Here is a 22,448-nt window from a genome sequence, read left to right on the forward strand (position 1 = left end):
TCGTAAATGTCTTGGCTGGAAATCTGCTCACGAAGCATTCATGGACGAACTGTCGCGCTTAGCTTGACAATCCGTCAAATGAATAGAATATTGGCCTCAATTCGATTAGAGCGTCCAGCTAACGGATATGTTAGTTCAATGAAACAGCGACAGTTTGGGACTTTATTTTCTCGTCCATGGCTGTTGCTGTTTCAATTTCTAGGGGCAGTCTATTACTTATTTCACCATATAGATGTGGCTAAGATGGCCAAGCTTGAGCGAAACCGTAGGCCGAGACGTCGGAAATGAACGTCTCAGCCTCCAAAACGTCGCGCCCGAGGGCTGAGGCGTCGAAAAGCGACGTCTCAGCGGCTAAATTGGCCCCGCGTAAGGGGAAATTGAGCCCGAGACGTCGGAAATGAACGTCTCAGCCTCTAAAATGCCGCGCCCGAGGGCTGAGACGTCGAAAAGCGACGTCTCAGGTGCCAAAAGGGCCTCGCGCGAGCGAAAATCGAGTCCGAGACGTCGAAAAATAACGTCTCAGCTTCTAAAACGCCGCGTCCGAGGTCTGAGACGTCGAAAAACGACGTCTCAGCGCCAAATGTGCCCCGCGCGAGCGGAAATTGAGTCCGAGACGTCGGAAATGAACGTCTCAGCCTCCAAAACGCCGCGCCCGAGGGCTGAGGCGTCGAAAAACGACGTCTCAGCGGCTAAATGGGCCCCGCGCGAGCGCCGATCTTCCACGCATTTCGACAATTCGATGGATGCGGAAAGGAGATTATGGTAAAGTGTCCACCAGAGGGAACATCAAGCTGTGACGAATGAACCCCATGCGAAACAGCAACAAAAGAGGTGTGCTGACATGAACAAAATTATGATTGTTGAGGATGATTCCAAGATTGCGGAGCTGCTCCAGTCCCATATTCAGAAGTATGGTGATGAAGGCATTATCGTAACTGATTTTCAACACGTCCTCCAACAATTTCAACATATTCAACCGCATATCGTGCTGCTGGATGTGAATCTGCCGAGCTATGACGGTTACTACTGGTGCAGACAGATTCGTACGATCTCCACTTGCCCTATCATCTTCATTTCTGCGCGCAGCGGGGAGATGGATCAAGTCATGGCACTCGAGAGCGGGGCAGATGATTACATACCTAAACCGTTTCATTATGAAATCGTGATGGCCAAGTTACGGAGTCAGATTAGGCGAGTATACGGCGATTATGCGACGAAAGAACGGGTCATTGAGCAGTCGGGACTGCTGCTCTATCCTGAGCGTTTGGAGCTGAAGCTGAGAGAGAGGTCCGTTATGCTGACTCGCAAAGAAGCGCTTCTACTAGAAACGCTGATGAACAATTGCCCGCGAATCATAAGCCGGGAAGCTATATTGGACAAGCTGTGGGATGACTATAATTATGTCGATGACAATACCTTAAGCGTGAATATTACGCGTGTTCGCAAGAAGCTGTGTGAGCTCGGCATTCATGATGCTCTTGAAACGGTACGCGGAGTCGGCTATCGTCTCCATTTGACCTGGGAGGGCGATGTGTGACATGAGGCTGTTTATACGAGAGCAGCTGCCATTGATCGGCTTCAATATGGTACAAATGCTCGTCGTGCTGCTCGTTTATTGGCTGGACGGCTATGATCGGTGGGCAACAGCGTTGTACGCGATGTCGCTAGGGCTATTCATCACCTTCATCTACTTATGCTATCGCTACATCAGCCACCGGGAGTTCTATCGCAGCTTGTCAGAGCCGGACAAGCTGCCATCGGATGCGCTTAAACGAAGCGGTGCCCCTTTATCCGCAGCACTGAACGAGCTGCAGACTGTACAGCATCGGGAATACAAGCAACAGCTACGGACATGGGAACGCGGAAAGAAGCAGTACCAAGACTTCATCAACCAATGGGTGCATCAGATGAAGACGCCTCTGTCTGTTATTGAGCTCATCACTCAAGACGGCGACGATCCTAGATTCGAGAGCATCACAGAAGAAACCGATCGTTTGCGTCATGGCTTGGAGATGGTGCTGTATATGGCGAGACGAGATACCTTTGCTGAGGACTTTCATGTGCACAAGGTTAGCCTTCGCAAGCTGGTCAATGAAGTGATTCAGGACAATAGGCGTTCTTTCATTCGCCATTATGTATATCCCGAGATTGAGATCGATGACAGCATCACGGTTGAAACGGATGCCAAATGGCTTCGCTTCATCGTGCAGCAATTGATCTCGAACGCGATTAAGTATTCTGCGGGAAGCCGTGAGAAAGTAACGTTGAAGGCGTATCCGCAAGAACGAGCGGTTATTCTCGAAGTGATTGACCGCGGCGCAGGCATCCCGCAATCAGATCTATCGCGAGTCTGGGACGCGTTCTACACGGGGGAGAATGGCAGAGTATACAAAGAGTCTACTGGTATGGGACTCTATTTGGTTAAGGAAGCGATTGATCGCCTGCACCATCAGATTGAATTGGAATCAACCGTAGGCGCAGGGACAACCGTTCGCATTCGATTTCCATATGCGGGGAAATAGATCCATAAGGGCAGTCTCATAGGAGGCTGCTCTTTTCTATATCTTATCTTACACAGATGTAAGATTCACGTCAGAGAGTATTATATGAACATCTTCCAGATTCATATAGACTAGGGGTATACGATATAGGAACGTATGGGATTGAAAGGAGAACGTATGATGGAAATATTAAAAGTCCGCGATCTATGCAAAACATATAATGAAAAGATACCTTACGAAGCGCTGTCGGGTATCGACCTCACGATAAACAAGGGGGAGTTTGTCGGCATCATGGGACCCTCTGGCAGCGGAAAGACGACGCTTCTTAACTTAGTGTCCACGATTGATGCTCCCACATCAGGGGAGGTCAGCATCGAAGGGCAGAACCCCCATCTGCTGAAGCCGGATCAGCTGGCTCTATTTCGCAGACGTGAACTAGGATTCGTGTTTCAAGCCTTCAACCTGCTGAATACGTTGACGGTGAAGGAGAATATGATGCTGCCGCTCACGCTGGATGGCACAAGCCTCCAAGAGATGAAGTCTCGTGTCAACGCGATCGCAGAGAAGCTCGGAATCGCGTCGATTCTGGACAAGCGGACGTTCGAGATCTCTGGCGGACAAGCTCAACGGACAGCGATCGCGAGAGCGCTGATTCATCATCCGAAGCTGGTGCTTGCGGATGAACCGACAGGCAATCTGGATTCCAAATCGGCCCGCGACGTGATGGAGCTGCTCTCGGCGATGAACAAAGAGCAGCAGGTTTCGATCATGCTCGTCACGCATGATGCGATGGCCGCGAGCTATTGCGATCGCGTCGTATTTATTAAGGACGGCAAGTTCCACAATGAGATCACTTGCGGTGACAATCGCGAGGTGTTCTACCAGAAGATCATTAACGTGCTGTCGCTGTTGGGAGGCTATCGACATGACTTTTCGACAGTTCGCGTTTAACAATGTCGTTCGCAACAAACGAATATACTTAGCGCACTTCTTAAGCAGTTCATTTTCCGTCATGGTCTTCTATATCTACGCGCTGCTGCAGTTCCATCCGAAGCTTCAGGGGGAGCTCTCTTCTACGAGCGAAACGCTAAGCACCTTGGGAATGATAGGGATGCAGGTGTCACAGATCATCATCTTCATATTTTCATTCTTCTTCTGCTTATACTCGGTCAGCGCTTTTCTGAAGACCCGCAATCGAGAATTCGGCATTCTCATGATGCATGGGATGTCACCGCGCCAGCTTCATAAACTTGTGTTTATCGAAAATTTAATTATCGGAGCGGCATCTATCGTGATGGGGATTGGGATTGGTACTGTATTTGCGAAGCTCATTCTGCTTGTGGTAGAGAATATTCTTGCGATCGATAATGGGTTAGACTTCTACGCGCCTTGGGCGCCGATGCTGACGACGACGGTCGCATTCGCGCTGTTGTTCCTCATCGTGTCGCTGTTCACTTCACGGAAGGTGAAGGTAGGGCAGCTTGTAGATTTGTTTAAGTCCGAGGAGAAACCGAAGCCTGAACCGAAGGCATCACTTATGCTCTCTCTGCTCGCTGTTCTCTTTATTCTGGCTGGGTATGGGATGGTGTTTTATTTTGCGATAAATAGAATGTTCTCTTTCCCACTGTTATTCGCAGGCGTTATTAGTGTCATTATCGGCACGTATTTCCTGTTCACCCAACTAAGTGTATATGTGATTCGAGCTATGAAACGCAATGAAAAGGTGTTCTTCAAACGCATCAATGTGTTGGCTATATCCGATCTGGCGTATCGGATGAAGGATAATGCGACGATGTTCTTTATGATCGCTATCGTGTCTGCGGTGGCGTTCACAGGGATCGGCACGGTGCTGGCGTTAGGGGACCCTGGCCTCACGGAAATGGAGAATCCGTATGCCTTTATATACAGCAGCAGCTCGAAGAATAAAGCTGAGGAGCAGGATGTGCAGCTGATTCAGCAGTTGCTGAAGGATGGAGTCTTCGCATATGAGATGTTGGAAGTGAATTCTCGCCTGAATCAAAGTCCGTGGGTTCCTATAAGTCTGAGCGATTATAATCAGATAGCAGAGCTGTTGGGAATAGAGAAGATCGTGGAACTGGACGATGGAGAGGCAGTGCTCGCCCCATCCTACATCATGATGCAAACCGACTGGATGAAGGAGGAGAACTGGCCTAAGGACATTGAGATACTGCAGGAAGAGTGGAGTCATACGTATAAGGTGTCACGAGTGATAAATGAGATTGTTCTGCCTGAGGGAGCAGCGGTTGCGATTATATCGGATGCCGCATTTGCGTCCATTCCCGATGGTGGAATCGGAACGGATCGATATATCTTGTTTGACGTTCCGGACTGGAAGAGGACTAGGGAGATCGCGCAGACGCTCATCAAGGAGATTAATGAAGATGAAACACGTACAGAGTTTTCGCCTTATGTAACAACGCTGGTGCTGGAATGGCTGAACAACAAGCAGGGTAACGGACTGCTGTTCATCGTGAGCTCGATGGTGGGCATCGTGTTCTTTACGTTTGGAGCCAGCTTCTTGTATTTCCGACTGTACACGGATCTCGAGCGGGATCAACGGCAGTATCAATTGATTAGCAAGCTGGGTCTGACGAAGCGGGAGATGAGCCGTACCGTGACGCGCCAATTGATGCTGATGTTCTTCCTGCCGCTATTGATGGCTCTGGTGCACAGCGGTGTGGCATTTGCGGCGCTGCAGAAGCTGGTAAGCTTCTCGGTGTACGAGAATTCCGTTATGATCTTCGTATCGTTCATTACGATTCAGATCGTATATTTCCTCGTCATCCGCTGGCGCTACTTGCAGCACATGCGGCTGGCGATGAGATAAGTTCAGAAAGACAGCAGTCCTGGGGGAGGGTGCACGTTCCCTCTGGGTTGCTGTCTTTCTTATGTTTATGTGTGGGGGTGGACCCACGATCCGCTATTTGTGACAAAATCGGCTGTTTGGTCGTTCTTGCGGACCGTGGTTCCGTTATTTGCTCCCAAACGACGCATTATCGCTCATTTTGATGCAAATAACGGCCGCTGTGTCCGCCAAACTTCAAATTCGCTTCGAAATGCAAGAATAGCGGCTCCTGTGTCCGGTTGATCGGTCAACCGTCTATCTAACTATCTCAGACTAACTAGAATTGCGACTTTAAGTGTGATGCGGACCCACGATCCGTTATTTGTGACAAAATTGGCTATTTCACCGTTCTTGCGGACCGTAGTTCCGTTATTTGCTCCCAAACGACGCATTATCGCTCTTTTTGATGCAAATAACGGCCTCTGTGTCCGCCAAACTTCAAATTTGCTTCAAAATGCAAGAATAGCGGCCGCTGTGTCCGGTTGATCGGTTAACCGTCTATCTAACTGTCTCAGACTAACTAGAATTGCGACTTTATGTGTGATGCGGACCCACGATCCACTATTTGTGACAAAATCGGCTGTTTTATCGTTCTTGCGGACCGTAGTTCCGTTATTTGCTCCCAATCGACGCATTATCGCTCATTTTGAGGCAAATAACGGCTTCTGTGTCCGCGAAACTTCAAATTTGCTTCAAAATGCAAAAATAGCGGCCTCTGTGTCCGGTTCGACGATTTGTGACTGATGCATCGCGCAATTTCTTGGCGTATTATCGAATTGTGGTATGGAAGGAATAGGTATGTCGAGAGTCGAGTAACATGAACTTGATTGGAAAATGAAGGGTGATACCATAGTGGGGAGGATGGGACAATATTGGTTTTATTATTTTTACTAATGATTTGTCTTGTCATATCAGTCAATCTATCGTTGTTGGCAACTACTAGATCAAGATCGCTCACAGATGTGCTGCTCTTGTCTGTCTTGTTTGTCTTAACGGGTGGAGTCTTGTTACTCGACCGGAGCATAGGCGATAATAGTATCTTCATGGCAATCAATTACGGACTCATATTTACTGGCTTAATGACAGGTATACTCAGCTTTATCTTTAAGAAGGGTTGAGCCTACGGCCATCTTCCTATCATTAGCATGAAGTAGAAGCTCAGAATAGGGAAAGAGCATTCCCCTATTCTGAGTACAGATATCTTACGATGAAGTCGAGGATTCCATCCACTTCTCGTATAGGGAATCCAGCTTGGCTTGCAGCAGCTCGCGCTCCTCGTACAGCGTCGCGAGCTTGGAAGGGGAAGCGGCGTTGGCCGGCTCCATCATAGTCTCGTCTATCGAGCGAAGCTGCTTCTCGAGCTCGCTGATGTCTTGCTCTAGGCGTTCCAAGTTGACTCCATCCCGTGTGGAACGACCCTGGACTCGGCCAACCTGAGCCGAATCGGCCTTCAGTCGCTGTTCAGGTGCCGATGTCAGCAGTAGCTGCTTCTCTTTAAAGTGCTCGAAATCGCCGGGCGTGCTTGCTAAGCCGCCATTTTCCAGCGCCCAGATCTTATGAGCGATACGATTAATGAAGTATCGGTCATGCGACACGGCGAGCACGGTGCCGGGGAAGTCCTCCAGCGCTTCTTCGAGCGCTTCGCGCGAATCGATATCGAGATGATTCGTCGGCTCATCGAGCACGAGCAGATTCGGCTGCTCATGCATGAGCAGCGCGAAGCGCAGGCGGCTCCATTCGCCGCCGGACAGCGAGCGCACCGACTTGAACACGTCGGCGCCGCAGAAGAGGAAGCGGGCGAGCCGCCCGCGCGCTTCGCCTTCCTCCATGCCGACGGCTTCGCGGTAGTACGCGAGGACGGTAGCGCCCTCGTCTTCGGGGGCGGCTTCCTGCGCCAGATAGCCGACGGCGACGCGCGAGCCGAGCTTCACCTCGCCCTCGTCCGGTGCGACCTCGCCCAAGATGCACTTCAGCAGGGTGCTCTTGCCGGAGCCGTTCGCCCCCAGGAGCGCCACGCGCTCACCATAGCGCAGCAGCTCGCTCGCGCCCGAGAAGAGCGAGCGGTCGCCGTACGACTTGCCGACGCGATCAAGCGTCACGACCTGCACGCCGGAACGGTCGCGCTGGTTCAGGTCAAGCTCCATCGCCTTGCGCTCCATAATTGGGCGCTTCAGCTTCACCATCCGATCGAGCGCCTTCTGCATCGAGGCGGCTCGCCGGTACAGCCCTGGGTTCGGCGGGTTGGCGCGGTTTGCCCATTCGATGAGCTGTCTAATGGACTCTTTCATCTTCTTAATCTTCTTCTGCTGCTCTTTATAGTCCGCGAACTGCTGAAGCAAGCGGGCTTCCTTCTCCTTCTGATAGTCCGTGTAGTTCGTGTAATAGGTGATGGCTTCGCCATCCTCCAGCTCGATGATCTTCGTCACGACGCGATCGAGGAAGTAGCGATCGTGCGAGATGACAACGACCGTGCCACTGTAGGACTGCAAGAATTGCTCCAGCCACTCGATCGCATGCATATCGAGATGGTTCGTCGGCTCATCCAGCAGCAGCACATCCGGCTCTTCGAGCAGCATAGCAGCGAGGCCGACCTTGGTCTTCTCGCCGCCGGACAGCTCTGCGAACGGCCGCGCGAGCTGCGCCTCCGGTATTCCCAGTCCGGAGGCGACTCGCCCCAAGCGCGCGTCGAGCTCATAGCCGCCCGCGCGCTCGAACCGCTCCTGCAGCTCGCCGTAGCGGCGCAGCAGGTCCGCGAACTGCCGCTCATCGCGGCTCGCCTGCGGGTCGCTCATCATCCGCTCGAGCTCCTGCATCTCGCGCTGCCAGCGCTTCGGCTCCGCAAATGCGCGCTCCAGCACATCCTGCACCGTCGCGGACTCCTCCGCGTGCGGAACCTGCTCCAAGTACCCGATGCGCGCGCCTTTCTTGATCGCAAGCTGCCCGGCCTCGGGCTTTTCGCTGCCGTTCAGCAGCTGAAATAGCGTCGTCTTGCCGGTCCCATTGCGACCGATTAGACCGACTCTTTCCTGTTCTCCTATCTCAAACGTAACATCTAGAAGCACTGCGGTTGCTCCATAGCCCTTTTTCACCTGTTGACATTGAATCATGATCATCTGGATCGCCCTCTCTATTGATGACCATCTGCCAAGCCCGCGATAACACAAAAAGGCCGCAGGGAAATGTCCCCGCAGCCTTGTCGATAAACAGAAAAGATCCGTTAAGGCAGTGACAGGATGGTCATTTCGCTTGAATGTGAATGTAGTTTGGAATTGTTGAAAATGGACATACGTATCCCGTTAACGAGCCCATCATAAAAAATTCCGCGCAGCTGCGTACGAAGCGCCTCCAGATTCAAGCTTCTCAACCACGACGACTTATTTGTGTTCATCCTGTCACACCTCCTTCTTCTACAATAATATGTTCACCTTAGCATAGCCTCTCCCACACTTACAAGCGGCAAACGTGGAGACAATGATTATAGTTAAAGTTTACAACTGGCGATCAAGCGGCTAGCTAGTCTTATCCAGTCTCATTCAAACTCATTCTAGCTAATTCAGGCTAATTCTCAAGCATCTTCTCCATATATTGCTTCGGCGTGCACTGATTATACCTCTTGAACAGCTCATAAAAATGAGCCATATTGCCGATACCCACCGATTCAGCAATGTCCTGAATCTTACGCTGCTCAGTCACGAGCAATCGCTTCGCATAGGAGATTCGTCTGCGATTGACAAAGTCAGTGAAGCTGACACCCATTTTGCGTTTGAAATACTTAGAGAAGTACGTGTAGCTCATCCCGGCAATGCGGCAAACCTCCTGCATATCGATGCGATCCGTCAGATGCTCCTCCACATAGGCAACCACAGGCCGAATAACGGCGGCGTCTATCTCGCCATATGACTGAAGCTTGCCTATTATATCCTGACGAAGAAGAGTCAGCATGAGATGCTGTATATGCATGCTGACCGCGATCTCATAGCCTTTGCGAGGGGACATAACCTCATCATGGATCGACGTGATGATTCTTCCAACCTCCGACCGGACCTGCTTATCGGCAAATATATAGTTCAACTCATCCAACGGCTCCTGAACCTCCGCAAAATGCCCGTAATACATCATGATCGCAGGATCAAAGTAAGGCTCCAAATCCACATGCAGCACAATAAAGCTCAACGGATCGTCGCTCAGTTTACGAGGGCGATGCAATTGTGAGGAACCGAGCACCACGATATCACCAGGTCCGAGTGTATACGACCGTTCAGGCGTTTCCATCTCGTGAATACCGTGCTCCACTAATATGAATTCAATTTCTTTATGATAATGCCATGGCATAGGAATATGCGAAGACGCTGCACGAAAAGGATCGATAAAGCGCCACACTTTCATGCGCAGCGCGGAGTGTTGATAGATGATCGGCTCTTGATAGATTTCCACTGCTTCAGCTCCCATTCTTGGCAATGGCTAATTTGGATACAAACTGCATAAATGCCCGCATTTACGAGCGGTATACGAAAAGTATATCGTATAGGAGAAGATGGATTCAACGAAAACGAGAAGAAGCGAGGTGCAATTGTGAAAATAGCGATTGTAGGCTGTGGTGGAATGGGGCATGTGCATGCATTTGCCTATCACAAGATGCCTGATGTGGAATTGACGGCAGTATGCGATATTATTCCGGAGCGCGCTGCGGATATAGCGGATCATACAGGAGCAACTGCATATACCTCTATCGATGAAATGTTGGCTAATGCGGAGTTCGATGTGATTAGCGTAACTGTACCGAGCTATTTACATAAGGAAATGGCGATCAAGGCGGCTGAGGCTGGCAAGCATGTAATTAGTGAAAAGCCAATCTCGTTGTCGCTCGCGGATACGCAAGAGATGATGGACGTCTGTGAACGCAATGGGGTGCGTTTGTTTGTCGGTCATGTGGTTCGCTTCTTCCCTGAATATGTGCAAATCAAGCGGGCTGTTGATCAAGGCAAGCTGGGCCAACTCGGCGTCGCCCATACGAAACGGAGCGGAGCTCATCCGGGCGATGTGTCTTCGTGGTTCCGGGAAGCCGATAAGAGCGGCGGCGTCATTCTAGACTTGATGATCCACGACATCGATTATCTCCGGTGGACGGTAGGCGAAGTGAAGTCGGTCTATGCTCTGGGGCATCGTACAGAGGAGTTGGAGTTTGCCTTTGTAACCTTACGTTTTGAAAATGGGACTATTGCTAATCTTGAAGCATGCTGGGGATACCCTGGAGAGTTCCATACAGCGATTGAGATCGCTGGCAGTGGTGGCGTGGTGCGTAACAACAGTGAGAAGTGCCATTCGCTCTCGATTCGCCAGGCATCGGTGCAGGAGAAGGCTGGCAAGTTTGTGGCGGTACCGCAAAGTCCCGGCTACAAGAACCCGTATGAGCTGGAGTTGGAGCATTTTATAGGGTGTATTCGGACAGGAGAAGAAGCTGTTGTTACAGCTCAAGATGCATATAAAGCGCTAGAAATTGCAAATGCCGCAGTGGAATCGCTGCGTACTGGCAGAGTCGTGGCACTCGGTGCGAGCGTTGAGGAAGGAGTGTCGAAATGAGTAAATTGAAGGTTGGCTTTATCAGCTTTGCGCACGGTCATGCCTTTTCTTATCTGGAAGGCTTCCGATCGCTCGCGAATGTGGAGATCGCGGGGATCGCGGATGAGGTGGAGAACCGTGTAGCGGATGTAGTTGCGCGCTATCAGATTCCTTACTATTCGGATTATCACGAGCTGTTAGCAAGCGATGTCGATGCGGTCGTTATATGCTCGGAAAATGTGTACCACGCGGAGCTCACGATTGCGGCTGCGAAGGCAGGCAAGCACGTCATGTGCGAGAAGCCGCTCGGCATCTCGGTAGCGGAGATGGAGGCGATGATCGCAGCTTGTGCGGATAATGGCGTCCAGCTGATGACGGCGTTCCCTTGCCGCTCGCTGATTGCGGTCGTTCGGGCTAAAGAAGCGGTGGATCGCGGCGATATCGGCGATATTATCGGGTTCAAGGGGACGAATCGCGGCACGATGCCGGGCGGCTGGTTCGTGAATCCTTCGTTGTCCGGCGGCGGCGCTCTTTTGGATCATACGGTTCACGTGGTGGATCTGATGAACTGGTTTACGGGTTCGAAGGTGAAGGAAGTGTTTGCGCATGCGGGTACGATCTTTCATAAAGGCTTACCTGTCGATGACGCGGGGATGATGCATGTTCGGTATGAAAATGGCGTGTTCGGCGTTCTAGATACGAGCTGGTCGCGTCCTTCTACGTTCCCTACTTGGGGCGATGTGACGATGGAGATTATCGGCACGAAGGGCGTCATCAATGTTGATTCCTTTGCTCAGAACAATGAGCTGTTCAGCGATGCCAATGGCAAGGGCACGTGGGAGTTCTGGGGCGATTCCATGGATGACTACATGGTTCGCGACTTTGTTGAAGCGCTTCTCGCCGGCAAACCGGTGCCGATCACGGGCGAGGACGGCTTGCGTTCCGCGCAGGTCGCGCTTGCAGGCTATAAGTCGATTGAGCTGGGGCAGCCAGTGACAATCGCCTAATGCTTTATGCCGCTCTTCTGCCGCCGTTGAGGTGGTGGGGGGCGGTTTTTTTTGCGCTGCTCGATGCTCCGTTGTTGGTGAAGAAACATTTCTGTTTGTTACAGGTATATCCATTTGAGTTTGCTTACTATTCACAATAATGGAGGCTGCCAAATGAAAAAAAGAATTGTTCTGATTTCGATGTTGCTTCTTATCTTAGGATCAAATGTATCGGCTTCTAATACTGTCAGTCTTCACGAGTTCAAAGGAAACATTTATTGGGATGGGAATCGGATAGCCAATAATACGAAAACACCATTTTTACAGAGTAATGGAGCTGTCTATATCCCTATTCGCTTGCTAGAAAATACAAATACTGGTCTAGTGAGTTATGAATCTAATACAAACTCAATTTATTATGATTCTTTTGATACATTAAATTCTCATGTAAGATCAACTACGCATAATCAGAATAAAGATGATCTATTTCAACTTAGAATTAATAGCAGTAAGGAAAAATATAAGGCAGGAGAAGAGCTGCAAATATGGGCTTCTTTAGATGTTATTGGAGATGAGGATGTGAAGGTGCTCCATTTAAATCCACTAGTTATATTTTATATAACAGATAGCAATGGAGTAACGATAACAGAGCCCACAACTCTCAAAATGCAAAGTGACTTATTCAAGCCCGGAGATCAGATCATAAGAACTTGGAACGGGGTTCTAGCTAATAATTATTTATCAGCTGAGATGGGTGATGAAAAAAATACAAATGCAAGACCTCTTCGACTCCCTAAAGGTGAATATACGATTGGTGCGGAATTAAACTACTCTATAGATCATGATAGCCAATTAGAGAATAATACTGAGCAATATAGGCTTGAAACTAATATCTCAATCAAGATTGAATAAAAATAAATGCACATACACCAAAGGGTGCCGTTTTGGCCTGCCCAGCGGGCTGAGACGACGAAAATCAACGTCTCAGCTCCGAAAGTGGCTCAAAAATGAGCTGAGACGTCGAAAAACTGCATCTCAGCCTTCAAAAGGTGCCATCTAAGCCCCCAAAGCGGTCCGAGACGTCGAAAATCAACGTCTCAGCCCCGAAAGTGGCTCAAAAATGAGCTGAGACGTCGAAAAAATGCATCTCAGCCTCCAAAAGGTGCAGTCCAAGCCCCGACAGCGGTCCGAGACGTCGAAAATCAACGTCTCAGCCCCGAAAGCAGCTCAAAAATGAGCTGAGACGTCGAAAAAATGCATCTCAGCCTCCAAAAGGTGCTGTCCGAGCCCCCACAGCGGTCCGAGACGTCGAAAATCAACGTCTCAGCCCCGAAAGTGGCGCGAGAATGAGCTGAGACGTCGAAAAAATGCATCTCAGCCTCCAAAAGGTGCCGTCCAAGCCCCCAAAGCGGTCCGAGACGTCGAAAATCAACGTCCCAGCCCCGGAAACGGCTCGAAAATGAGCTGAGACGTCGAAAAAATGCATCTCGGCCCCCACCGGTGCCATGCGATCCCGCAAAGTGTACCGCCCGATCCCCACCCAGCGCTCTAACTTACAGAGTGTGCCGTCCGATCCCTCTCGGCGCCCCCAATCCAGCTGCTACCTCATACTATCCAAACAGCTTTCTCCCATTCACATAGCTGCGATTGACTTGAAATACGCGTACAAGCTTCGTTCCTTCGCCTCCTGGCAGCAGACTGCCCTTATGCAGCATGTTGCGCAGGATCAAGTTAGCTTTTCTTGTATGGATCTGCAGCAGGTCGCACACATCCTTTGTATTCAGCTTGCGATCGAGCTGCAGCGCATATCTCAATACTTCCTGCTCCAAATACTCCTCATAGCTAATAGTAGAATTACTGCCGAAGCTCCATATCCCCATAAACTGCTGCAGCAGTTGTTCGCACATACGGGGTTTTTCATTAATGTCATCATAGGAGAAACGCAGGATTCGCCAACCATCCATCGTCAGGTGATTTTGCCGGAGTAGGGAATCTGAGAATTGGGAGCGAGTGAGTTTAGCACTATGTGGTCCATAACCATCAATCTCAATCGCTAGCTTCAGAGGGAAACGGATATAAGCAAAATCAATATAACGACTTCCGTCTTTGAAATCAGATACTTCATATTCCGGATGCAAATGATCAAAGCTTTTGAGTGCTGGATACCAAACATTTTGCAGAAACAATTTTTCAGCATGACCATACCCATTCTCTAGACGCTCTCTTCTGTTACCGCTGCTATCTTGTAAATGACTGCTGTACCATAGATCATAGGAATGATTAAACATTTACTACACCCACTTTCAATAATAGTTATCGCATTGCATGCAGCAACAACCAATCATCACCGCAATAATTTCCGCCATACATGCAAAAACACCGCCAGCCAGGCACGAGAAACTCGTATCCAAGCGCAGCGGTGTATGCTTCACAACCCGTTTGATTTCTTTCAAGCATAACACATCGAGATTCAGGGATTCAATAAAGGTTCTCCCTATATGATGATCTAATCGAAAAGGGCTAGTTGCATTCATTTTACGGGGAGAGACTGAGGATATCAGAGTGTAACCATCCCCAGTGCAACCACCCAAAATACAGGTTATATTTGACAACTTGGTGAATCGCGCTATAATGAACATAACTTATTCATAGGTCCATACACGGTTAGGTGGAGAATTGGAGAACCCTTATCCGAAAGCATACCCCGGTAGCAGCCCCGGGTGATTTTGCTTTGGTGAGGGTTTTTTTGCGTAGTTTTCTAGCTACAAATACAGCGAAGGGCAGGCGTGATACAGGAGATGAGAGGCTATATCTTTGACTTGGATGGCACTGTTTATTTAGGGGAGCGCGTAATTGAGGGAGCGGTTGAGGCTATCGAAGCGTTGCGAGCTCGAGGGGATAAAGTGATGTTTTTATCCAATAAGCCTATTGCAACACGAGTATCCTATGCGCATAAGCTATCTAAGATGGGAATCCCGACAACGGATCGCGATATTATGAATTCTTCCTCGCTGGTGGCCAGGTATGTGAAGCAAATCTCGCAGACTGGAGATCAGATACTCGTCATTGGAGAAGAGCCGATACGCGATGAGATGCGCAATGAGGGCTTGCAGCTGAGCGATCATGATGTGGATGCGCCTTATGTGGTGCTGTCATGGGATCGCAAATTTACGTATGACAAATTAAATGTGCTGTATCAAGCGGTTCTTCGCGGCGCGCATGTGATCATATCGAATCCGGATCGCACTTGCCCGATGGAGACCGGACAAGTGCCGGACACGGGAGCTCTGATCGGAGCGCTGGAAGGAGCGCTTGGGCTTCAGCTGGATGCCGCTATGGCAACTGTTGTCGGCAAGCCGTCGGCCATTGCTGCTAAGATGGCGGTAGCTCATCTGCAGCTAGAGTCAGACCAGTGCTATATGGTAGGGGACCGTCTGGAGACAGACATTCTGCTTGCGAATGAGAATGGAATGAACTCGGTGCTCGTGCTGACGGGCATAACAGAGCCAGAAATGGTTGACCAAGCAGATATTCAAGCAAAATATGTGATAAATTCCATTGCAGACGTCGTTAATCTGTAAAAATGAGGTACAATGGGCTTGTATCCCACTAAGGAGGAGTGTCCTTTGTATCCAATTGTAGACATGGTTGAACATCAGGTCATCGCTTCTGTCCACTCTGAACAAGAGCTGAAGCTGGCGCTTGAGAGCGATGCGAACATCGTATTTTTATTGACAGGTTCTATCTTTAATTTAAAGTCCATGGTAGAGCAGGTGAAGCAAGCGGGGAAACACGTGTTTTTACATATGGATTTTATAGAGGGAATAGCGAGCGACCGCAGCGGGGTTTCTTATGTATCGCAATATTTCCAGCCGACAGGTATTCTATCAACTAGGAGCAACCTTATTCGTGTGGCGAAGGAAATGAATTTAATGTCGATTCAGCGCATCTTTCTTATTGATAATAATGCGGTGGCGAAAGGCATTAAGGCTGTTGAGCAGAGCTTGCCTGATGCAGTGGAGATCATGCCGGGTGTTATGCCGCGCATTATACGTCAATTGACAGATATGACACCGCTGCCTATCATTGCGGGGGGCTTGATCGGCAATCGGCAAGAGATCGACGACGCACTGGCAGCCGGAGCATTAGCGGTTTCGGTTGGAACGAGCGAGCTATGGAGCCACTCTTCCAGAGCGTGAATGAACAGTAAGATATCATAATCATCTTCCATTAATGGCTTGAGACATGGAGACGCCTGGGGAAGAGACTGACGTTAGAATTGCATCGTTTCGCGGTGCGGTGGCTATGCGTTTGTCTTTTTACCAGGCTTTTTATATTTATAAGGGGGCATACAGCATGCGTTTCTCATCATTAAAGCGTCAGGAACAACTTAAATATATGTCAGAGGAACAGTGGGATTTAGTTGTCATTGGGGGCGGAATTACAGGAGCGGGGATAGCACTGGATGCTGCCTTGCGCGGGATGAAGGTTGCGCTGGTAGAGAAGAACGATTTCGGCTCGGGAACGAGCAGCCGTTCGACGAAGCTAGTACATGGCGGTCTGCGGTATTTGAAGCAAGGGGAAGTAAAGCTGGTACAGGAAGTTGGCCGAGAGCGGGCCATTCTGTATAAGAATGCGCCGCATCTGGTTGTGCCGATTCCTATGCTGCTTCCCATATATAAAGGTGGCACTTACGGTTACTTAGCTTCCTCAGTCGGTCTATACGTCTATGATATGCTTGCTGGCGTCGTCCGCAAAGAGCGCCGTAAGATGCTGAATCGAGAACAGGCTCTGATGCAGGAGCCATTGTTAAAGTCGGACGATCTGAAGGGTGGAGGCTTGTACTTTGAGTACCGAACAGATGATGCCCGTTTAACGCTGGATTTGATGAAGACGGCTGTGCAGAATGGGGCGGCGGCTGTTAATTATGCGGAATGCAAGCAATTTATCTATAGGGATGGCAAAGTTTGCGGGATCGTAGTAGAAGATGTGCTGAATGGCAAGAGCTACAACATTAGCGGCAAGCATGTGGTAAATGCTGCAGGTCCATGGGTCGATCAAGTTCGCAAACAGGACAACAGCTTGAAGGGCAAGCGACTGTTCCTGACCAAGGGCGTGCATCTGGTCGTTCCTGCGGAGCGTCTGCCTATTAAGCAAGCGGCTTACTTTGACACGCCAGATGGCCGTATGGTATTCGTGATACCGCGCGGACAGATCACCTATGTCGGTACAACTGATACCGCGTATGATCAGAGTGTAGATGAGCCGCGTACAACACAGGATGATCGCGACTATTTGCTGCGGGCGGTAAATGCCATGTTTCCTAGCGTTAAGCTCACGATAGAGGATGTGAAATCGCACTGGGTAGGCTTGCGGCCGCTAATATACGAGGAAGGCAAGGGTCCTTCCGAATTGTCGCGCAAGGACGAGATCTTCATCTCGGACTCCCAATTGATCACCATCGCAGGCGGCAAATTGACGGGCTATCGCAAGATGGCGGAGAAGGTCGTTAATTTAGTGACCGATTCGATGAAAAAGGAGTCTGGCTTCGTATTCCCACAATGTATTACAGATACAATCACGGTGAGCGGCGGAGATATGGGAACAGCCTCTACTTATGCCGATTGGAAAGCCGAGATGCTGCAGAGGGGAGTCAAGCAAGGTGTAAAGGAAGACGTCATGCAGCATTGGATTGATATATACGGCAGCAACGCGCTGCGGATTGCTGCTATATATATGGAGCTTCCACGCGAGGATGAGGAGATGCGCGCGCTGCAAGCCGAATTAACCTATTCGATACAAGAGGAGATGACAGCGACTGCAGCTGACTTCCTACGCCTGCGCACGGGCTGGATGTACTTTAATCCGATGGCGGCTCGGAACCATCGTAATGCGGTGCTGGCTATTATGCGGAACATGATGGGTTGGAGTGAAGCGGAATTCGCACGTGAGTCGAAGCGGATTGACGGCTTATTCGACGCTCTCATGACCTTGCCGGTTAACGATACTCAGATGACAGCAGCCCATAAGGTTAACGAGGAAGTGGTCATGGCTTGACTACTCCAACCGAGTTGGGATTTCATCCCGAAGTCTGGCAGATCTCGTTCGCCGATCTAGCTTGGCGTTATTTAGTTGCGCTCGTACTAGGGGGGCTGATCGGCCTTGAGCGTGAATGGAGCAACCATGCAGCGGGCTTTCGCACACATATATTGGTGTGCGTAGGCTCCGCTACGATCATGCTGCTCTCGATTTATGGATTCTCGCAGTTTGTGTATGAAGCTAATGTGAGGATAGACCCAGCCAGGCTGGCTGCTCAGGTTATTAGCGGTATCGGCTTTCTTGGAGCAGGAGCAATACTGCGTAATGGGCTGACGGTGTCGGGCTTAACGACAGCGGCCTCCATATGGGTAGTAGCCGGTATCGGACTTAGTGTCGGTGCAGGCTTCTATGAGATTGCGCTGTTGGCGACGGTCACGGTATTAATCAGCCTTATCCTGCTGAATCGCTGGGAGTATGTGCTGATGAAGAAGCGTCGTGTTCATGAGTTGATACTGCGCATGCGGGATCAAGATCGCACGATGAGCAAAGTCATACAAGTATTTTCCGATCATGGTGTGCGAATTCAGCAGCTGTATGTAGAAGTGGAGGATCCGGATCACATCGAGCATGAGGAATCGATGCGAATCATTACGCTAAGGTGCATCTTGAAGGCACAGAGTGAAGGGCATGTGCTGCAGGTCATTCAGCACCTATGTTTAATGCCAGATGTACTGCATATTCAACATGGGTCGCTTGTATCATCCTTGCGCCGAGATAAGGACAAGCAGGCAGGCGTGTTGGGATAAGTGGAAGCGCTTTCGCAGCGAGGGTAAATTAGTGTCGGATTAATATGATGATATAACTTACATCACAATTTTTGTTATTATTTTGCAAAATATTCTATATTTTGTTGACGATAGATTGAAGGCGTGATATATTTGTGAACAAATATGGGAAACGCTTTCAATAATTGTATATTTTTCAATAGGGTGGAGAATGTGAGAAAGCCCGGAATTGTTAACGCATCTTGCGAAGGATTTGCTGTTCGTGTAGATCGGAACTGGAGCTAAGTTTCGATACGGCATACGGCTGCTCTTCTTCAGGCAAGCTTCGTTATGTAATTCTGAGGCTTTTTTTGTTTGACATTCCTTCTGAACAGGATTCAATGGAAGCGGGCTGCCCCATATTGTAGCACGGTATGGATCGCAACATCGAATAAGTATAACTATTTCGGTTGAGTGAAAGGGGAGTCCAAGATGAAGTTAAGACGTTGGCTGTCATTATTTACTGCTCTAAGCATGATCTTGTTAGTCTTTGCAGGCTGTTCTGGTGGCGCGGAGGAAGGGTCAGGAGAACCGGTTAAGAAGCTGCCTCCGGCACCTGAAGACAATACGCCGGTAACGATTCAGTATTGGCACGCGCATGCGGAGGCGCAGCTTGAAGGTCTAAACTATATGATCGCTGAATTCAACAAGAAGTATCCGCATATCACAGTAGAGCCGGTCTACCAAGGGGAGTATGACGATCTGCATAAGAAGCTGCTGGCTGCTGTATCGGCAGGCGATGTACCTGCGGTAACGAACGTCGAAGTCTCGTCATTGCCTAAATTCTCTCGCGACGGTATATTCGAGAACTTGGATCCGTATATCGAGCGCGATAAGGTGGACATGGACGACTTCGCCGACGGTATGCGAAATGCTTATGCATATGAGAAGAAGCAGTTTGGATTCCCATTAATCGTCAGCTCCAGTGTGATGATCTATAACAAGACATTGCTGGACAAGCTGCAAGTGCAGCCTCCGCAGACTTGGGAGGAAGTCGAGCAGTTCAATCAGAAGGTAACGGTCAAGAATAACGGCAAGACAGAGCGATACGCTCTTTCCGTACCTGGCTGGGACACATGGTATTACGATCCATGGATGATCAATGGCGGCGGATCTATCCTGACTGAAGATATGAGCAAATCCAATATTGAATCGCCTGAAAGCTTGCGTTATATCCAGAACTTCAAGAAGTGGCTTGATGACGGTTCAATTCATATCGGCTATGGCAAAGGAGCTTCCAGCACGATGCGGCAAATGTTCCTTGAAGAAAAGATCGCCATGGTTCAGCATTCTTCAGCAATCATCAAAACTTACGTTGAAAATGCAAAGTTCGAAGTTGGCGTTTCCTTCGTCCCTGGCGACAAAGAGCGCATCTCGAATATCGGCGGAGCGGGTATCGTTATGATGAGCGGCGCGAAAGAGAACGAGAAGGAAGCCGCTTGGAAATTCATTCAGCACATGACGGGCAAGGAATTCAATCTGCAATGGGCTGAGAAGGTGGGATATCTGCCAACGCATAAGAGCGTAATTGATACAGAGGAAGGCAAAGCTTATCAGGAGCGTTGGCCTACATACAAGGCGGTGCTCGAGAACTTTGATAGCGTTCGTCCTCGTTTGCAGCATCCGCTCTATCCGGAATTCAGATCGAAGTATATGGAGGCGCTCGGCAAGATGGTGCTTGAGGGAGCAGATCCAGTGCAAGCGATGACCGATGCTTCGAAGGAGATTAACGCCATTCTTGAAGATGCCAATTAATAGAGCTTCATAGCAAAGCAGACGGTCAAGAGACAACTTCTCATGATAGATACAGGATGGCAATCTATGTTTCTTGACCGTTTACTTTGACTGAAATCAGCCATTTGCGAGAAATGAGGTAATGAGATGAGCGCACAGAATCAGACCGAATCTGTGACTGCAACGCTCGCTGCACGAGCACGAAAGAAGCCTTCTCGCTTTCGATTCTTCGAGGCTCTGAAGGATTTCGGATTTGCAGTTCCGGCGTTACTGTTCTTGGTTATTTTTATATACTATCCGCTCCTGAATTCCATTTATCTGAGCTTTACAAATTGGAATATGACGCGACCAGTGAAGAAGTTTGTCGGCATAGACAATTACACGAAGCTGTTAACGAATGAGGACTTCACACATGTATTGCTGGTTACGTTCAAATACACGATATTCGACGTATTTTTTACGCTCGTCATTGGCTTGGGCCTTGCGCTGCTGTTTAATGTCACCTCGCGATTCTTTAATTTTATGCGCACGATTGTATTCATGCCTTACTATATCTCCATGGTTATCGCTTCAATGGTATTCCTGTGGATCTATAACCCTGAGTATGGCTTGGCGAACAAGCTGCTGGAATGGCTAGGCTATGACCCTGTCAATTGGCTGACGAACCCGAAGACGGCGCTATATGCAGTTATAACGGTATCTCTGTGGAAGGGTGTAGGCTTTGCGATGTTGATCTTTATCGCCGGCTTGCGCAGCATTCCCCTTGATTATTATGAAGCGTCCAGTCTCGACGGCGCCTCCAAATGGCATCAATTCTGGCACATTACGCTGCCGCTGCTCTCACCAACTACACTGTTCCTGGTCGTAACGAATTTTATCTCTTCCATGCAGGTGTTCCAATCCATCGATATTATGACAAATGGCGGACCGCTTCAAGCAACGAAAGCGATGGTGTACTGGATCTATGAGATGGCGTTTGTTGACTTCCGTACCGGCCGAGCATCGGCGCTAGTCGTTATCTTCTTCATTATCATTATTCTGCTGACGATGCTTCAATTCTGGGTGTCGAAGAAACGAGTCCATTATGAAGGGTAGGCTTAGGCACGCATGACGCGAACTTTATTGAAGAATCTGCGGCTGATCGCCGCCATTATCATAACGCTGATTATGGTATTTCCAACTTATTGGCTGATTGTGACGTCTCTGAAGACTCCATTCGAATTGCGCCTGGCCACACCGTCCTTCTGGCCGGAGTCATTTCAGTGGCAGAACTATGTCAGCGCGTTTAAGGCGGCAAGATTTGATCTTTTTTTTGTGAATACGATTATTCAGACCGCAGGCATTCTGTTACTGCAAGTAAACGTAGCGATCTGGGCCGCATTTGCCTTTGCAAAGGGCAAGTTCTGGGGAAGGGACAAGCTGTTCATTCTCGTCTTGGCTGCTCTCATCGTACCTGACCAGGTAACTTTCGTTCCTGTGTATGTGTTGATGTCTAAGCTTGGCTGGATTGATACCTTCTTTGCATTGATTGTGCCGCATGGCGCTTCCGCATTTGGCATATTTTTGCTGAGGCAGACCTTTATGTCGATTAATAATGATATGATGGAAGCAGCGAAGGTCGATGGCGCGAATCGTATGCAATTGCTGTATCGCATTCTTGTGCCGATGGCGTTCCCTACGATTGCAACCTTGATTGTATTGACGTTTATTAGCAGCTGGAACTCTTACTTTTGGCCGCTTATTATGACCAATTCTGATAGTATGCGGGTGCTGACGGTAGGCATCGCGATGTTGAAAGACTCTGTCGCGGGCAATGAGGCGCTCATGTTCCACATTCTCAGTGCAGCAAGTGTCATGATCATTGTTCCGATTATTCTTATATTTGCAATTTTCCAGAAGCATATCGTTGCGGCTATGGCTAACTCAACTTTTAAATAAA

Annotated in this window: 18 protein-coding genes; 14 read left to right on the forward strand and 4 right to left on the reverse strand. The window is 49.3% G+C overall.

What is annotated here, in order from left to right; genetic code table 11:
- Positions 1 to 841: 841 nt before the first annotated feature.
- The 4 genes from AC3WTP_RS17345 (at position 842) to AC3WTP_RS17360 (ending at position 5,349) form a co-directional block, all read left to right on the forward strand.
- Positions 842 to 1,537 carry a response regulator transcription factor gene (locus AC3WTP_RS17345; protein WP_492395894.1) on the forward strand — a complete coding sequence of 232 codons (696 nt, stop codon included), beginning with the start codon at positions 842 to 844 and terminating at the stop codon, positions 1,535 to 1,537.
- Position 1,538: 1 nt separating this feature from the next.
- Positions 1,539 to 2,522, forward strand: coding sequence for a sensor histidine kinase (locus AC3WTP_RS17350; protein WP_492395895.1), 984 nt, complete (start codon positions 1,539 to 1,541; stop codon positions 2,520 to 2,522).
- A 159-nt stretch (positions 2,523 to 2,681) separates the two neighbouring features.
- Positions 2,682 to 3,452, forward strand: a complete 771-nt coding sequence (locus AC3WTP_RS17355; RefSeq protein ID WP_492395896.1) for an ABC transporter ATP-binding protein — start codon at positions 2,682 to 2,684, stop codon at positions 3,450 to 3,452.
- Positions 3,427 to 5,349 (forward strand): FtsX-like permease family protein, encoded by a 1,923-nt coding sequence (locus AC3WTP_RS17360; RefSeq protein ID WP_492395897.1) that lies wholly within the window; start codon positions 3,427 to 3,429, stop codon positions 5,347 to 5,349. Before AC3WTP_RS17355 ends, AC3WTP_RS17360 begins: the two co-directional genes overlap by 26 nt.
- Before the next feature lie 1,220 nt (positions 5,350 to 6,569).
- Here the strand turns inward: AC3WTP_RS17360 and abc-f are convergent.
- The 3 genes from abc-f to AC3WTP_RS17375 all read right to left on the reverse strand — a co-directional run bounded on the left by abc-f (position 6,570) and on the right by AC3WTP_RS17375 (position 9,801).
- Complete coding sequence (gene abc-f, locus AC3WTP_RS17365; protein WP_492395995.1) at positions 6,570 to 8,474, reverse strand: ribosomal protection-like ABC-F family protein; 1,905 nt, start codon at positions 8,472 to 8,474, stop codon at positions 6,570 to 6,572.
- Positions 8,475 to 8,584: 110 nt separating this feature from the next.
- Positions 8,585 to 8,755 (reverse strand): RAxF-45 family protein, encoded by a 171-nt coding sequence (locus tag AC3WTP_RS17370; protein ID WP_492395898.1) that lies wholly within the window; start codon positions 8,753 to 8,755, stop codon positions 8,585 to 8,587.
- 170 nt (positions 8,756 to 8,925) lie between these two features.
- The gene (locus AC3WTP_RS17375; RefSeq protein ID WP_492395899.1) at positions 8,926 to 9,801 is read right to left on the reverse strand and encodes a helix-turn-helix transcriptional regulator; all 876 of its coding nucleotides are present in this window, start codon (positions 9,799 to 9,801) and stop codon (positions 8,926 to 8,928) included.
- Positions 9,802 to 9,939: 138 nt separating this feature from the next.
- Between AC3WTP_RS17375 and AC3WTP_RS17380 the strand changes: the two genes are divergently transcribed.
- From AC3WTP_RS17380 to AC3WTP_RS17390, 3 genes are all read left to right on the forward strand, one after another.
- The gene (locus AC3WTP_RS17380) at positions 9,940 to 10,947 is read left to right on the forward strand and encodes a Gfo/Idh/MocA family protein (RefSeq protein ID WP_492395900.1); all 1,008 of its coding nucleotides are present in this window, start codon (positions 9,940 to 9,942) and stop codon (positions 10,945 to 10,947) included.
- Positions 10,944 to 11,933: a Gfo/Idh/MocA family protein gene (locus AC3WTP_RS17385; RefSeq protein ID WP_492395901.1), complete on the forward strand. Its 990-nt coding sequence runs from the start codon at positions 10,944 to 10,946 to the stop codon at positions 11,931 to 11,933. Before AC3WTP_RS17380 ends, AC3WTP_RS17385 begins: the two co-directional genes overlap by 4 nt.
- A gap of 153 nt (positions 11,934 to 12,086) precedes the next feature.
- Entirely contained in the window at positions 12,087 to 12,824 is a 738-nt protein-coding gene (locus AC3WTP_RS17390; RefSeq protein WP_492395902.1) for a hypothetical protein, read from the forward strand.
- Between the two features lie 698 nt (positions 12,825 to 13,522).
- On the opposite strand, the gene AC3WTP_RS17395 is transcribed toward AC3WTP_RS17390, so the two are convergent.
- On the reverse strand, positions 13,523 to 14,200 hold the full coding sequence (locus tag AC3WTP_RS17395) for a putative endonuclease domain-containing protein (RefSeq protein ID WP_492395903.1): 678 nt from the start codon (positions 14,198 to 14,200) through the stop codon (positions 13,523 to 13,525).
- Between the two features lie 510 nt (positions 14,201 to 14,710).
- Between AC3WTP_RS17395 and AC3WTP_RS17400 the strand changes: the two genes are divergently transcribed.
- The 7 genes from AC3WTP_RS17400 to AC3WTP_RS17430 all read left to right on the forward strand — a co-directional run bounded on the left by AC3WTP_RS17400 (position 14,711) and on the right by AC3WTP_RS17430 (position 22,447).
- Positions 14,711 to 15,493 (forward strand): HAD-IIA family hydrolase, encoded by a 783-nt coding sequence (locus tag AC3WTP_RS17400; protein WP_492395904.1) that lies wholly within the window; start codon positions 14,711 to 14,713, stop codon positions 15,491 to 15,493.
- A 45-nt stretch (positions 15,494 to 15,538) separates the two neighbouring features.
- Positions 15,539 to 16,111, forward strand: coding sequence for a glycerol-3-phosphate responsive antiterminator (locus AC3WTP_RS17405; protein ID WP_492395905.1), 573 nt, complete (start codon positions 15,539 to 15,541; stop codon positions 16,109 to 16,111).
- 157 nt (positions 16,112 to 16,268) lie between these two features.
- Positions 16,269 to 17,969: a glycerol-3-phosphate dehydrogenase/oxidase gene (locus tag AC3WTP_RS17410; RefSeq protein ID WP_492395906.1), complete on the forward strand. Its 1,701-nt coding sequence runs from the start codon at positions 16,269 to 16,271 to the stop codon at positions 17,967 to 17,969.
- Positions 17,966 to 18,757 carry an MgtC/SapB family protein gene (locus AC3WTP_RS17415; RefSeq protein WP_492395907.1) on the forward strand — a complete coding sequence of 264 codons (792 nt, stop codon included), beginning with the start codon at positions 17,966 to 17,968 and terminating at the stop codon, positions 18,755 to 18,757. Before AC3WTP_RS17410 ends, AC3WTP_RS17415 begins: the two co-directional genes overlap by 4 nt.
- A 450-nt stretch (positions 18,758 to 19,207) precedes the next feature.
- Positions 19,208 to 20,530: an ABC transporter substrate-binding protein gene (locus AC3WTP_RS17420; protein WP_492395908.1), complete on the forward strand. Its 1,323-nt coding sequence runs from the start codon at positions 19,208 to 19,210 to the stop codon at positions 20,528 to 20,530.
- Between the two features lie 126 nt (positions 20,531 to 20,656).
- The gene (locus AC3WTP_RS17425) at positions 20,657 to 21,604 is read left to right on the forward strand and encodes a carbohydrate ABC transporter permease (protein WP_492395909.1); all 948 of its coding nucleotides are present in this window, start codon (positions 20,657 to 20,659) and stop codon (positions 21,602 to 21,604) included.
- Positions 21,605 to 21,616: 12 nt separating this feature from the next.
- A complete protein-coding gene (locus AC3WTP_RS17430) occupies positions 21,617 to 22,447 on the forward strand; it encodes a carbohydrate ABC transporter permease (RefSeq protein WP_492395910.1) in 831 nt (276 codons plus the stop codon).
- Position 22,448 lies beyond the last annotated feature (1 nt).

Source organism: Paenibacillus sp. EB106-04-04-XG159 (assembly GCF_058791835.1).